The following is a 15,309-nucleotide window of genomic DNA, read 5'->3' as shown; positions in this document are numbered from 1 at the left end:
TGGTGGGACGGCGTGCGCGTCCGGGGTCAGAGGCCGAGTTCGGCGTCGATGAGGTCGAAGATCTCGTCGTCGCTGGCCCGGTCGAGGTCGATGTCGAGGTCGGGGTCGCCGCCCGAGCCGGCGCGCATCGTGCGCCACTTGGCGACGAGCACCTCCAGCCGGGAGCCGATCTGGGCGTGCAGCTCCGGCTCCACGCTGGCCTCGGTCAACGACCGTTCCAGGTTCTCCAGGTCTGTCAGGACCGGCGGCACGTCGGGCCCGGTGTCGGGCGCGAGCTGGGCGAGCAGGAACGCGGCCAGCGCGTTCGGGTCCGGGTAGTCGAAGATCAGCGTGGCCGGCAGCCGCAGGCCGGTCGCCGTGGTGAGCCGGTTGCGCAGCTCGACGGCGGTCAGCGAGTCGAAGCCGAGCTGGCTGAACGCCCGGCCGGGGGCGACCGCCGCGCGGCTGCCGTGCCCGAGTACGCCGGCCGCCTGCTCGCGGACTAGGTCGACCAGCAGGGCGTGCCGGTCGGGGCCGGCCAGGGCCGCCAGTTCGTCGGCGAGGGTGCGGCCGCCGGTGGCCGGCGCGGCCGACCGGGCGGTGGGGCGTTCCCGCCGGGTCAGCCCGCGCAGCAGGGCCGGCGGGCGGTCGATCCCGCCGAGCGTGGCGACGTCGATCCTGGTCGGCACCAGCACCGGCGCGGCCGTCCGCAGGCCCGCGTCGAACAGGGCCATGCCGAGGTCGGACGGGATGGCGAGCTGCCCGTCGCGGGCGGTGACGCGGGGGTCGGTCCGGTCCAGCCTGGCGGTCATCTCGCTGGCCTGCTCCCACAGGCCCCAGGCCAGCGAGCGGCCCGGCAGGCCCTCGGCGCGACGGGCCTGGGCGAGGGCGTCGAGGAACGCGTTGGCCGCCGCGTAGTTCCCCTGACCGGGCACGCCGAAGACGCCGGCGCCGGAGGAGAACAGCACGAATCCGGCGAGGTCGAGGTGCCGGGTCAGCTCGTGCAGGTGCCACGCGGCGTCGAGCTTCGGCGCGAACACCGTGTCGAGGCGTTGCGGGGTGAGGGCGGTGACCACCCCGTCGTCGAGCACCCCGGCGAGGTGCACGACCGCGGTCAGCGGGTGTCGCGCGGGCACGGCCGCCAGCACCCCGGCGAGGCTGTCCCGGTCGGACACGTCGGCGGCCACGGCCGTGGCCTCGGCACCCAGGGCCCGCAGCTCGGCGAGCGCCTCGGCCGCGCCCGGGGCCCGCTCGCCGCGCCGGCTGACGAGCAGCAGCCGCCGCACGCCGTGGGTCTCGACCAGCCGCCGGGCGACCAGTCGGCCCAGGGTGCCGGTGCCGCCGGTGAGCAGCACCGTGCCGTCGGGGTCCCACGGCCGGGGCATGGTGAGCACGACCTTGCCGACATGCCGGGCCTGGCTGACGTGGCGGAACGCCTCCGGTGCCTGGCGCACGTCCCACACCTGGGTGGGCAGCGGGGTGAGCACGCCACGTTCGAAGAGCCCCAGCAGCACGGCGAGCATGCGCTGCACCTCGTCGGGGTCCTCCAGGGTCAGGTCGAAGGCCGTGTAGGCGACTCCCGGGTGGTCGGCGGCGACGCGGTCGGCGTCGCGGATGTCGGTCTTGCCCATCTCGACGAACCGCCCGCCGCGCGGCAGCAGCCGCAGCGAGGCGTCGACGAACTCGCGGGCCAGGGAGTCCAGCACCACGTCGACGCCCCGCCCGCCGGTGGCGGCGGCGAACCGGGTCTCGAAGTCGAGGGTTCGGGACGAGGCCAGGTGCTCCTCGTCGAGGCCCATCGCCCGCAGCGTGTCCCACTTGGCGGGGCTGGCGGTGGCGTACACCTCGGCGCCGAGGTGGCGGGCGAGCTGCACGGCGGCCATGCCGACGCCGCCGGCCGCGGCGTGCACCAGCACCGACTCGCCCCGGCCGAGCCCGGCCAGGTTGACCAGGCCGTGGTAGGCGGTTAGGAAGACCACCGGCACGGAGGCGGCCTCGACGTACGACCAGCCGGCCGGCATCGGGGCCAGCAGTCGGCGGTCGGTGACGGCGACGGGCCCGAAGCAGCCCACGAAGACCCCGAACACCGGGTCGCCGGGGCGCAGGTCGGTCACCTCGGCGCCCACCTCGACGACCTCGCCGGCGCCCTCGCCGCCGAGCGGCCCCGCGTCGCCCGGGTAGAGGCCGAGCGCGTTGAGCACGTCGCGGAAGTTCAGGCCGGCGGCGCGGACGCGGACGCGGACCTCGCGGGGGCCGAGGGCGGTGTCGGCCGCGTCGGTCGGGCTGAGGGTGAGGTTCTCCAGGCTGCCGCGCACCGGCGCGTCGAGCCGCCACGCGGCGGCGGGCGGTGCGGTCAGCTCGCCCGCCGAGGCGGCGCGCGCCAGCCGTGGCACGTACGCGACGCCGCCGCGGATCGCGGCCTGCGGCTCGTCCGCCGCCAACAGCGCGGCGACCCGGTCGGGGTCGATGCCGTCGGCGTCGACGTCGACGACGAGCACCTGGTCGGGGTTCTCAGACTGGGCGGAGCGGACCAGCCCCCACGCGGCGGCGGCGGCCGGGTCGGTCACCTCGCCGGCGTGGTGCACGGCCACCGCGCCCCGGGTCACCAGCAGCAGCCGCGACGAAGCCCAGCGGGGTTCGGTGAGCCAGCGCCGCACCGCGTCGAGGGCCGCGACGGCGGCGTGCCGGGCCGCCCGGGGCGTCGGCCGCGCCGGGTCCGCGTCGAGGGGCACGAGGACGACCCCGGGCAGGTCCAGCCCCGCGTCGACGGCGGCGGCGAGCCCGTCGAGACCCGCGTGGAGCGGGAACCCGTCGAGGCCGGGGGCGACCGCCACGGCCGTGACCGGGGCGACGCCGTCGGTCGGCGGCAGGGGCGTCCAGTCGACACGGAACAGGGCGTCCCGGGTGGCCCGGTCGTCGCCGACGGCCAGTTCGCCGGCCGAGATCGGCCGCATCGTCAGGGCGGTCACGTCGGCGACCGGAGCGCCGGTGGGGTCGGCGGCGGTCAGCGCGATGGCGTGCGGCCCGACCTGGGTGAGCCGGACCCGCAGCGCGGTCGCGCCGGTGGCGTGCAGGGCGACGCCGTTCCAGGCGAACGGCAGCAGCAGCCGGCCGGCGCCCGCCTCGGCGAGGCCGCCGAAGTGGGCGGCGTGCAGGGCGGCGTCGAGCAGGGCCGGGTGCAGGCCGTAGCGGTCGGCGTCGAGGCGCTGGGCCGCCGGCAGCTCCACCTCGGCGTAGACCTCGTCGCCGCTGGTCCACACGGCGCGCAGCCCCTGGAACGCCGGCCCGTACGCGTAGCCGTCGGCGGCGAGGCCGGCGTAGAACCCGGTCAGGTCGACGGGGCGGGCGTCGCGCGGCGGCCACTCGGTCAGCGGCGCCGGCGCGGCGGGCTGGGCGGCGGAGAGGGTGGCGCTGGCGTGCCGGGTCCAGGGGCCGCCGGCCGACCCTTCGGCGGGACGGGAGTGCAGGGTCACGGCGCGGCGTCCGTCGTCGCCCGCCGGGCCGACCGCCACCTGCACCTGGGTGGCGCCACCACCGGCGGACAGGGTCAGCGGGGCCTCGATGACCAGCTCGTCGAGGACGGGGTGACCGAGTTCGTCGCCGGCACGCAGGCAGAGCTCCACCAGCCCGGTGCCGGGCACGAGCACGCTGTCGGTGACCCGGTGGTCGGCGAGCCACGGCTGGGCGTCGGTCGACAGCCGCCCGGTGAACAGGTGTCCCCTCGCCTCGGCGAGCGCCACCGACGCCCCGAGCAGCGGGTGCCCGGCGGCGTCGAGGCCGGCCGCGCCGACGTCGCCGGGACCGGCGACGGGCCGGGGCCAGTAGCGGCGGTGGGCGAACGCGTACGTGGGCAGGTCGACCCGCCGGCCGCCGGCCAGCGCCGGCCGCCAGTCCACTGCGGACCCGGCGACGTGCAGCTGGGCCAGGGAGAGCAGGAACCTGTCGTGGCCGCCCTGGTCCCGCTGCACCGAGCCGACCACCACGGCCCCGCCGTCGTGGTCGGCGAGGGTCTCCTCGATCCCGACGGTGAGCACCGGATGCGGGCTGCACTCGACGTACGTGTCGTGGCCCTGGTCGTGCAGCGACCGGACGGCCCGTTCCAGTTCGACCGGCTGCCGCAGGTTGCGGTACCAGTAGTCGGGGCCCATCTCCTCGCCGTCGAGCCAGCGCAGGTCGGTGGTGGAGAACAGCGGCACGGCCGCCGGGCCGGGGGCGATGCCGGCGAGGGCGTCGGCCAGCTCGTCGCGGATGCGTTCCACGTGCGCGGAGTGGGAGGCGTAGTCCACCGCGATCCGACGGACCCGCACCTGCTCGGTGGCCAGTTCGGCGAGGAGTTCCGCCACCGCGTCGGGCTCGCCGGAGACCACCACGGCGGCCGGGCCGTTCACGGCGGCCACCGCGATCCGGTCGCCGAAGCGGGCGACGCGGTCCCGGACCGTGTCGGCGGGCAGCGCGACGGAGGCCATCGCCCCGTGCCCGGCCAGCGCCCGCAGCGCGCGGCTGCGCAGCGCCACCACCCGGGCGGCGTCGGGCAGGGAGAGCACCCCCGCGACGCAGGCGGCGGCGATCTCGCCCTGCGAGTGGCCGACCACGGCGGCCGGCTGCACGCCGTACGAGCGCCACAGCTCGGCGAGGGACACCATCATCGCGAACAGGGCGGGCTGCACCACGTCGACCTCGTCGAGGCCGGGCGCGCCGGGCACCTGGCGCAGCACGTCCAGCAGCGACCAGTCCAGGTGCGGCCGCAGTGCCGCGTCGCAGGCGGCCATCCGCTCGGCGAACACCGGGGACTCGTCGAGCAGGTCCAGCCCCATGCCGAGCCACTGGGAGCCCTGGCCGGGGAAGACGAAGACGCACCTGCCGGCGGGGCGGGCGTCGCCGCGTACCACTGTCGGGTCGGGGCGGCCCTCGGCGAGCACGTCGAGGGCCGCGGCGATCCGGTCGGGGCCGGCGCCGACGAGCACCGCCCGGGTGTCGAAGACGCTCCGGCTGGTGGCCAGCGACCACGCCAGGTCGAGGGGGCGCTGGTCGGGCCGGTCGGCGAGGTGGGCACGCAGCCGGCGGGCCTGCCCGGCCAGTGCCTGCGGGGTGCGCGCGGAGAGCAGCCACGGCAGCGCGCGGGGCGTGCCGGCGGCGGCCTCCGGGTTCGCCCCCGCCCCGCCGTGCGGTTCCGACGCCGGCCCGCCCGCGACCGGTGCCGACCCGACGGCGACCGGTGCCGACCCGACCGCCACCGACGCCGGCCCGGCGGCGACCGACGCCGGCCCGGCGGCGACCGGTGGCGGCTCGGCGGCGACCGGTGGCGGCTCGGCGGCGGCCTCGACGATCACGTGCGCGTTGGTGCCGCTGATGCCGAACGACGAGACGCCGGCGCGGGCCGGCCGGTCCGTCCGGGGCCAGGGGCGGGCCTCGGTGAGCAGCTCCACCGACCCGGCGTCCCAGTCGACCCGGGAGCTGCGGCGCTCGGCGTGCAGGGTGCGGGGCAGCCGACCGTGCCGCATGGCGAGGACCATCTTCAGCACCCCGGCGACGCCGGCCGCGGCCTGGGTGTGGCCGAGGTTGGACTTGACCGAGCCGAGCAGCACCGGCGCGGCGCCGGCGGGACGCTGCCCGTACGTGGCGAGGATCGCCTCCGCCTCGATGGGGTCGCCCAGCGACGTGCCGGTGCCGTGCGCCTCCACCACGTCCACGTCGGCGGGGGTCAGCCCGGCGGCGTCCAGCGCGGCCCGGATGACGCGCTCCTGGCTCGGTCCGTTCGGGGCGGTGAGCCCGTTGGACGCGCCGTCGGAGTTGACCGCCGAGCCGCGGACCACGGCGAGCACCGGGTGTCCCCGGCGGCGGGCCTCGGAGAGCCGTTCCACCACCAGCACCCCGACGCCCTCGGACATGCCGAAGCCGTCGGCGTCCTCGGCGAACGCCTTGCACCGCCCGTCGGCGGCGAGACCGCGCTGCCGGCTGAACCCGGTCAGCCCGGCCGGGGTGGACATCACGGACACGCCGCCGGCCAGGGCCAGGTCGCAGTCGCCCTGGCGCAGCGCCTGCACGGCCAGGTGCAGCGCCACCAGCGACGCCGAGCAGGCGGTGTCCACGGTGACGGCGGGTCCCTCCAGCCCGAGCGCGTACGCGACCCGCCCGGACAGGACGCTGCCGGCGGTGCCGGTGAGCAGGTGCCCCTCGTCGGCGGTGACCTCCCCGTCGTCGGAGGCGACGCCCGGGGCGATCCGGTCGGCGTAGTCCTGCCCGTGGGTGCCGGCGAAGACGCCGGTGCGGCTGCCGCGCAGGGTGACCGGGGCGATGCCGGCCCGTTCCAGCGCCTCCCACGACGTCTCCAGCAGCAGCCGGTGCTGCGGGTCCATGGCGAGGGCCTCGCGGGGGCTGATGCCGAAGAACTCGGCGTCGAAGTCGGCGACGCCGGTGAGGAACCCGCCGGCGCGCACGTACGTCCGGCCGGGGGTGCCGGGCACCGGGTCGTAGAGGTCGGCCAGCGGCCAGCCCCGGTCGTCGGGCAGGTCGCCGATGACGTCGCCGCCGGCGTCGAGCAGCCGCCACAGCTCCTCCGGGGAGCCGATGCCGCCGGGGAACCGGCAGGCCATGGCGACGACGGCGACCGGCTCGTCCAGGGCGACGGTGGTGGCGTCGGTGACCTCGGTGGCGGCGGTGCCGAGCAGGCGGGCGTGCAGGTGGGCGGCGAGCAGCTCGGGGGTGGGATGGTTGAACACGGCGTGCGGGGCGAGCCGGACGCCGGTGACGGCGGTGAGCCGGTTGCTCAGTTCCACCGCCATCAGCGAGTCGAAGCCGAGCTCCTTGAAGGGGCGGCGCGGCTCGACCTGGTCGGGGCCGGTGTGCCCGACCACGGTGGCGCAGCGGGCGCGTACGACCTCCAGCAGCAGGGCGGCGCGGTCGGGCTCGGCCAGTTCGGCCAGCCGGTCGGCGAAGCCCTCGGTGGTGGCGGGCGCGGCGCCGGCGTTGACGGCCCGGCGGGGCGGCGGCGGCAGCAGGGCCCGCAGCAGGGCGGGAGCCTCGCCGGAGGCGCGGACGGCCGCGAGGTCGAGGCCGATCGGCACCACGGCCGGCCGGTCGGCGCGCAGCGCGGCGTCGAGCAGCGCCAGGCCGGCGGCCGTGTCCAGGGGGCGGGTGCCGCCCCGGGCGAGCCGGGCCAGGTCGGCGGGGGTGAGCCGGCCGGCCATGCCGTCCTCGGTGGCCCACAGCCCCCAGGCCAGGGCGGTCGCCGGCAGGCCGTGGGCGCGGCGGTGCGCGGCCAGCGCGTCGAGGAACGCGTTGCCGGCGGCGTAGTTGCCCTGGCCGGGGCTGCCGAAGACGGCGGCCGCCGAGGAGAACAGCACGAACGCGGCCAGGTCCAGCTCGGCGGTGAGTTCGTGCAGGTGCCACGCCCCGTGCACCTTGGACCGCAGGGCCCGGTCCCAGCGGTCCGGGTCGAGGTCGGTGAGCAGCGCGTCGTCGGTGGCCCCGGCGGCGTGGACCACGGCCACCAGCCGGTCGGCCAGCGGGGCGACGACCTCGGCGAGGGCGGCCCGGTCGGCCACGTCGGCCGCGACCACGCGGACCGTGACGCCGGCGTCGGTCAGGTCGGTGGTCCAGTCGTCGGCCCGGCCGGTGCGGCTGAGCAGGACCAGCTCGGCGACGCCGTGCACGGTGGCGAGGTGGGTGGCGACGTGCCGGCCGATCCCGCCCGTGCCGCCGGTGACGAGCACGGTGCCGCCGGCCAGCGCCGGGGCCGGCGTGCCGGCCGGCGGGTGCGCGACGGGCCTGAGCCGGGGCAGCGCCGCCCTGCCGTCGCGGACGGCGACCTCGGGCTCGCCGGCGGCGACGGCCAGCGCCGCCCGGACGGTGGCGTCGTCGGTGGCGTCGAGGCGCAGCAGCAGGAAGCGGTCCGGGTGCTCGGCCTGGGCGACCCGGACCAGCCCGATGACCGGGGCGTGCACCGGGTCGGCGTCGCGGACCGCCACGGCCAGCCGGGAGGTCTCCGCGCGGGGGTCGGCCAGCCAGCGCTGGAGCGCGTCGAGGACGGCGAGGCCGACGGCGTGCGCCCGGTCGGGCACCGGGGCGGTCGGGTCGCCGTCGGGAACGCGCAGCACCAGCAGCGGCGGCAGCGGCCCGTCCGGGGGTGCGTCGTCGGCGAGCGCCCAGGCGGGCGCCGGCGTCGCCGGGAAGGCCGCCGGCAACCAGTCGACGGCGTACAGCCCGGCGGGCGCGGGCGTCGGCGCGTCGGCGGGCGGCAGCTCCACGGGCCGCAGCACCACCCGGTCCGCGTCGAGCACGGGCGCGCCGGTGGCGTCGACAGCGCTCAGCGTCACCGCGTCCGCCCCGGCGGGGGCCAGGGTCACGCGCAGGGCGTGCGCGCCGGTGGCGTGGACGCGTACCCCCGTCCAGTCGGTGGCCGCCAGCCGGGCCGTGGGCGCGGCGTCGCCGGTGGTCGCGCCGCCCGGTCCGGCGGGGGCGAGGTCGGCGAACGGGAGCAGGCGCAGGGCCGCGTCCAGCACCTGCGGGTGCACGCCGTACCGCTCGGCGTCCGGGTCCCGGGCGTCCTCGGGCAGGCGTACGTCGACGTGGAGCCGGCCGGCGGCGACCCACGCGGCCCGGGCCAGTTCCCCGGCGGCCGCCCGGCGCTGCGGGGTGGTCAGGTCGACCGGCCGGGCGCCGGCGGGCGGCCAGGCCGGGGCGAGGGCGCGGTGCCCGATCGCCGGGTCGGCGGGACCGAGCACCGCCTCGGCGACCTCCCGCCACGGATGTCCGTCGCCGGGCCGGGCGTGGCATTGCGCCGTCCGGTGCCCGTGCTCGTCCGGCGCGGACACGCGGACCTGCATCTCGACGGTCAGCTCGGCGGGCAGCGGCACCGGCTCGGGGACGCGCAGCCGCCGCACGGTCGGGGCGCCGAGCCGCTCGCCGAGATGGGTGAGCATGTCCAGCAGCGCCGTGGTGGGCAGCAGCGCCGGCGTGCCGTCGTCGGGGGCGGCCAGCCACGGCTGGGCGGCCGCGGAGACCTGGCCGGTGCAGACCACCTCCCCGGTGCCGGCGACCGGCAGCACCGCGCCGAGCAGCGGGTGCCCGGCGTCGGCCAGTCCCGCGCCGGTGGGGCCGCCGGCCGTGGTGCCGGCGGGCAGCCAGTAGTGCCGGCGCTGGAAGGCGTACGTGGGCAGGTCGACCGGGCGGTGCGGGCCGGGGCCGGCGAGGGCGGCGCGGTCCACGGCGACGCCCCGCACGTGCAGTCGCGCCACGGCGGCGAGCAGCGCCGCCGGCTCGCCGGAGACGCCCCGCACGGCGGGCACGAAGGCCAGCTCGTCGGCCTCGGCGGCGAGGCAGTCCTGGGCCATCGCGGTGAGCACGCCGGCCGGCCCGACCTCCAGGAAGGTGGTGACGCCCTGCCCGTGCAGGGCCCGCACGCCGTCGTGGAAGCGGACGGTGCCGCGCACGTGCGCCACCCAGTAGTCGGGCGAGCAGAGCCGGGCCGGGTCTACGGGGTGCCCGGTCAGGTTGGACACCACCGGCAGGTGCGGGGTGCGGTACGTGAGGCCGGCCGCCACCGCGCGGAACTCGTCGAGGATCGGCTCCATTCGCGGCGAGTGGAACGCGTGCGACACCCGCAGCCGGCTGGTCCGCCGCCCGGCGGCGCGCAGGGTGGCCGCGACGGCCAGCGCGGCGTCGGCGTCGCCGGAGATCACCACGGAGGTCGGGCCGTTGACGGCGGCGAGGCCGACCCGGTCGGTCAGGTGGGCGGCGACCTCGGCCTCGTCGGCCTCGACGGCGACCATCGCGCCCCCGGCGGGCAGCTGCTGCATGAGCCGCGCCCGGGCGGCGACGAGCGCCGCCGCGTCGGCGAGGGAGAACACCCCGGCCACGTGCGCGGCGGCCAGTTCGCCGACGGAGTGCCCGAGCACCGCGTCGGGGCGCACGCCCCAGCTCTCCAGCAGGCGGTACAGCGCCACCTCGAAGGCGAACAGCCCCGGCTGGGTGTAGAGGGTCTGGTCGAGCCGCGCGGCCGGCTCGCCGCCGTCGGCGGCGAACACCACGTCCGCGACGGGGTGCGGGGCGTGGCCGGCGAGGCAGCGGTCCAGTTCGGCGCAGGCGGCGTCGAAGGCGTCGGCGAAGACGGGGTACGCCGCGTGCAGCTCGCGGCCCATGCCGGGCCGTTGGCCGCCCTGCCCACCGAAGAGCAGGCCGAGTCGGCCGTCGACGACCCGGCCGGTCAGCAGTTCCGGGACGTCCGGATCGGGTTCGCCCCGGCTCAGCGCGGTCAGCCCGGCGCGGGCGGCGGCCGGATCGCCGGCCAGCACCACGGCGCGGTGCTCCAGGGCGGCCCGGGTGGTGGCGAGCGCGTGCCCGACGTCGGCGGCGTCGGCGTCCGCCCCGGGCCCGTCGAGCCAGGTCAGCAGCCGGGCGGCCTGGTCCCGCAGCGCCTCCGGGGAGGCGCCGGCGAGCAGCCACGGCACGGGCGGCCGCGCGACGGCCCCGGGCGACGTCCGCCGGTCGGCCGTTTCGGGCCGCGACGCGGGCGGCCCGTCCGCCGCCGGGCCGGCGGGGGGCGCCTCGACGATGACGTGGGCGTTGGTGCCGCTGATGCCGAACGACGAGACGCCGGCCCGGCGCGGGCGGCCCGCGTCGGGCCACGGCCGGGCCTCGGTGAGCACCTCGACGGCCCCGGCCGACCAGTCCACCTCGGACGTCGGCCTGTCCACGTGCAGGGTGCGGGGCATCGTCGCGTGCCGCATGGCGAGCACCATCTTGATCACACCGGCGGCGCCGGCGGCGGCCTGGGTGTGTCCGAGGTTGGACTTCAGCGAGCCCACCCGCAGCGGTTCGGCGTCGCCGCGGCCGGAGCCGTACGTGCCGAGCAGCGCCTGCGCCTCGATCGGGTCGCCGAGCCGGGTACCCGTGCCGTGCGCCTCGACGACGTCCACGTCGGCGGCGGCGAGGCCGGCGGCGGCCAGCGCCCGACGGATGACCCGCTCCTGGGCGGGGCCGTTGGGGGCGGTCAGCCCGTTCGACGCGCCGTCGGAGTTGACGGCGGAGCCGCGCAGCACGGCGAGGACGGGGTGGCCGCGCCGGCGGGCGTCGGAGAGCCGTTCCAGCAGCAGCACCGCGACGCCCTCGGACCAGCCGGTGCCGTCGGCGCCGTCGGCGAACGCCTTGCACCGGCCGTCCGGGGCGAGCCCGCGCTGCCGGCTGAACTCCACGAACGCCTGCGGGGTGCCCATCACCGCCACGCCGCCGGCCACCGCGAGGGAGCAGTCCCCGGAGCGCAGCGCCTGGGCGGCCAGGTGCAGCGCCACCAGCGACGACGAGCAGGCGGTGTCGACGGTGACCGCCGGCCCCTCCAGTCCGAGCGCGTACGCGACCCGGCCGGAGACGACGCTGCCGGCGGTGCCGACGCCGAGGTAGCCCTCGGTGCCGGGCGGGGCCTGGCGCAGGTTCGCGGCGTAGTCGTGGTGCATGACGCCGGTGAAGACGCCGGTGGCGCTGCCCCGCAGCGAGGTGGGGTCGATGCCGGCGCGTTCGAACAGCTCCCAGGACGTCTCCAGCAGCAGCCGCTGCTGCGGGTCCATGGCCAGCGCCTCGCGGGGGCTGATCGCGAACAGGGTGGCGTCGAAGTCGGCCGCGTCGCTCAGGAAGCCGCCCACCCGCACGTAGGAGGTGCCGGGGCGGTCGGGGTCGTCGGAGAACAGGTGTGCCAGGTCCCAGCCCCTGTCGGCGGGGAACCCCGTGAGCCCTTCCCGGCCCTGGTCGACCAGCTCCCACAGCTCCTCGGGGGAGCCGACGCCGCCGGGCAGCCGGCAGGCCATGGCGACGACGACCACCGGGTCGTCGACCGTGGGCGGCGGCGCGGACCGGTCCGGTGCCGTGCCGGGCTCCGGGGCGGCACCGCGCAGCCGGGCGGCGAGGTGCCGGGCGAGGGCGTCCGGGCTGGGCTGGTCGAAGGCGGCCGTGGCGGAGAGCCGTACGCCGGTGGCCCGGGCCAGCCGGTCGCGCAGGGCGACCGCGCTGACCGACGTGAAGCCGAGTTCCTTGAAGGCCCGGGCAGGGCGGACGGCGGCCGGCCCGGGCAGGCCGGCCACCTCGGCGGTGGCGGCGCGGACCAGGTCGAGCAGGATCCGGTCGCCCTCGGCGGTGCCCAGCCCGGCCAGCCGGCGGCGCAGCGCGGCGGCGTCCCGGTCGTCGGCGGCGTCGCGGTCGGCCCCGGCGGGCGTACGCCAGGCGGGGTGGGCGGCGTCGGTGTGCCCCGGGGGGCGGGCGAGCAGCAGCAGTTCGTCGCCGTCGTGGGCCACGTCGAACGCGTCGAGGTCGACGCGGGCCTCCGCCGGCCGGACGCCGGTCCCCTCCCCCGGGTGCCGTCCGGTCGCCCCGGCGGTCGGCGACGACGCCCGGTCGACGCCGGTCGTGCCGACGATCCGGGCCGGGAGGCCGGCGGCCCGGCGGCGGGCGGCCAGGGCGTGCAGCGCGCCGGCGGCCGACGCGGCCCGTTCCCGGTCGGCGGCGCCCAGCAGCAGGGCGGACGGGACGAGGACGATGAACGCGGCGGCCGGCTGCCGGGCGGCGGCGTCCAGCCTCCCGGCGAGACCGAGCAGCCGGGCCACGGCGTCGTCGTCGGCCAGGTCGCGGTCGGACGGGCAGAGGAAGACCCCGCCGGGCGGGTCGACGCCCGCCAGGTCGGCGGGCAGCGCGGTGACCTCGGCGCCGGCGGCGGTGAGTTCGGCGGCCAGCTCCGTCAGGGCGGCCCCGGCGGTGTCGCCGACGTGGAGCAGCCGCAGCCGGCGGACGTGGTGCACGGCGACGAGGTGCCGGGCCAGCGCCGCGCCGGTCGGCCCGTCGGCGCCGGCCACCACGACGGGGTGGGCCGGGTCGGCCACCACCGCCGGCCGCGCCGGCACGGTCGCGGGGGCGGGCGCGAGGACGGCGTGCCGGGCGGTCCCGGCGCGGAGGGCGACCTGGGCGGCGCCGGCGTCCACCACGGCGGGCAGCAGGCCGAGCGAGGCGGCGTCGGCGTCGACCAGCACGATCCGGTCCGGGTGCGCGGCCTGGAGGGCGCGCCCGATCGCCGGGACGGCGCCGGCCGACGGATCGGGTCCGGTCCACCCGGCGGCATCGCCTGCGGCGGCCGCGCGCCCCGCGCCGGGGTGGCCGGGCGAGCCGCCGGTGCCTGGACCCGCCGTCGCGCGCCCCGCGCCGGGGTCGGCGTCCGCCTGGCTGGACGCGCCGGGCCCGCTCGTGGCGTCGCCGGCCGCGGCGGTCAGCAGCACCAGGCGGGTGCCGGCGAAGCGGTCGTCGTCGAGCCAGCCGCGCAGCCGGTCGGCGAGGTCCGTCGGGTCGGCGTCGGCCGGGTCGACGGCCAGCACCGTCACGTCGGGCACGTCCGGGGCGGCGCGCAGGGCGGCGAGGTCCGGGTGGGACCGGAACCGGTCGGCCGTCGACGCCGCCCGCAGCGTGTCGGCCAGTGCCGTGCCGTCGGGCCCGACGACCGCCCAGCGGCGGGCCGGGGCGGCGGCCAGGGCCGCCGTCGGGACGGGCGTCTCGACCGGCGGTACGGCGGTCAGGTCCAGCGGTCGCCAGACGAGCCGGCGCAGCGTCTCGTGGTGGCTGCCGTTGACCGCGCGCAGCCGGGCCGGCTCGTCGTGCAGCAGCCGGCGGGTGACCTTGCCGGAGGCGGTGCGGGGCACCCGCGCGATCTCGTACAGCGCCTCCGGCACCTTGTGGTAGGAGAGTTCCTTCCGGCAGGCCGCGTACGCCGCCCGGGGGTCGAAGCCCGCCGGGCCGGGCACCACGAACGCCACCGGCACCTCGCCGAGGACGTCGTGCGGGCGGCCGGTCACCGCCACGTCGGCGACGCCGGGCACGGCGCGCAGCGCCTCCTCCACCTCGGCGGGATGGATCTTCTCGCCGCCGCGGATGACGAGTTCCCGGTGCCGTCCGGTGACGAAGATGTTGCCGTCGGCGTCGCGCCGGGCCAGGTCCCCGGTGCGGTACCAGCCGTCGCGCAGCGCGGCGGCGGTGACCTCCGGCAGGCCGTGGTAGCCGAGCATGAGACTCGGCCCGCGCACCCAGACCTCGCCCTCGGCGCCGGTCGGCACGTCCAGGCCGCTCTGCGGATCGACCAGGCGCACGTCGACGCCCGGCACGGCGCGCCCGCAGGAGCCCTCCACGCGGGGCTGGTCCGGCCGGGTGACGGCGATCGAGCCGCAGGTCTCCGTGCTGCCGTACGCGTCGAGCAGCGGCGCGTCGAAGACCTCCTCGAACGCCCGCCGCAGCGCGCCGGTGGTGATCGCCCCGCCGACGAGGCAGACCCGCAGGGCCGGAGCGCGGAACCCGGTCTCCCGGGCGGCGGTGACCAGGTGGTGGTACATCGCCGGCACGCCGGCCAGCACGGTGGCCTCGTCGGCGTCGACGGCGCGCAGCACGTCGTCGGCGGAGAAGCCGTCGACGAGCCGGGCCGTGGCGCCGACCGCGGTCACGCTGAGCACGCACCCGATGTGGGAGAGGCTGTGGAACAGCGGCAGCGGCCAGACCACCCGGTCGGCGGCGGTGAGCCCGGGGATCGGCACGTAACAGGAGGCGACCGACCAGAGGCAGGTGCGCTGGGTGGAGAGCACGCCCTTGGGCCGGCCGGTGGTGCCGGAGGTGTAGAGCATCCAGGCGACCTCGTCGAGGCCCAGGTCGTCGCGGGCGTCCACCCCGGGCTCGGTGTCGACGAGCGCGTCCCAGGAGGTGACCCCGTCGGGCACCGGAACGCCCCCGGTGGCCACCACCCGCAGCGCCGGCCGCTCGGCGCGCAGCCGCAGCACCTGGTCGAGGTGTTCCGGGTCGGTGACCACCAGCACCGCGCCGGAGTCGTCGAGCAGGTGGGCCAGCTCCGCGTCCGTGCTGCGGGGGTTCAGCGGTACGCCGACGGCGGCGGCCCGCGTGACGGCCAGCCAGGTCTCCACGGTCTCCACCCGGTTGCCGAGGCAGAAGGCCACCCGGTCGCCCCGGCCGACGCCCGAGGCCGCGAGGTGCCCGGCCAGTCGGCGGGTACGCGCGTGCAGATCGGCGTACCGGACCGACCGGCGGTCGTCGCGGAACGCGACCTTGTCGCCGAAGCTGGCGGCATGGGCCGCGAGCAGGTCGGGCAACGGCTGGATCAGGTCGCTCCGAAGCATGTCACCACATTCCGTCCGTCGGCGAGACTCCCTCGTCCGCGGCGTAGACCTCGCTCGCCGTAACGGCCCAAGTCTTCCCAGCGCCCCGCCGGCAACCTACCCCTGTCACCCCCTAAGTCGTCCCCAGATCCGAGCGCCGATCCGATGGCGGGAGTCTCCGCAGGTCGATGATGGGGCGACCCCC

At 78.4% G+C, this 15,309-nt stretch carries 1 protein-coding gene; it reads right to left on the bottom strand.

Translation table 11 applies throughout. The features are described 5' to 3' along the window. Positions 1–26 precede the first annotated feature (26 nt). On the bottom strand, positions 27–15,125 hold the full coding sequence (locus GA0070606_RS29155) for a type I polyketide synthase (RefSeq protein WP_091106409.1): 15,099 nt from the start codon (positions 15,123–15,125) through the stop codon (positions 27–29). Positions 15,126–15,309 lie beyond the last annotated feature (184 nt).

The sequence above is a fragment of the Micromonospora citrea genome (genome assembly GCF_900090315.1).
Taxonomy (GTDB): Bacteria; Actinomycetota; Actinomycetes; order Mycobacteriales; family Micromonosporaceae; genus Micromonospora; species Micromonospora citrea.
This window is presented reverse-complemented; position numbering and strand designations above follow the sequence as displayed.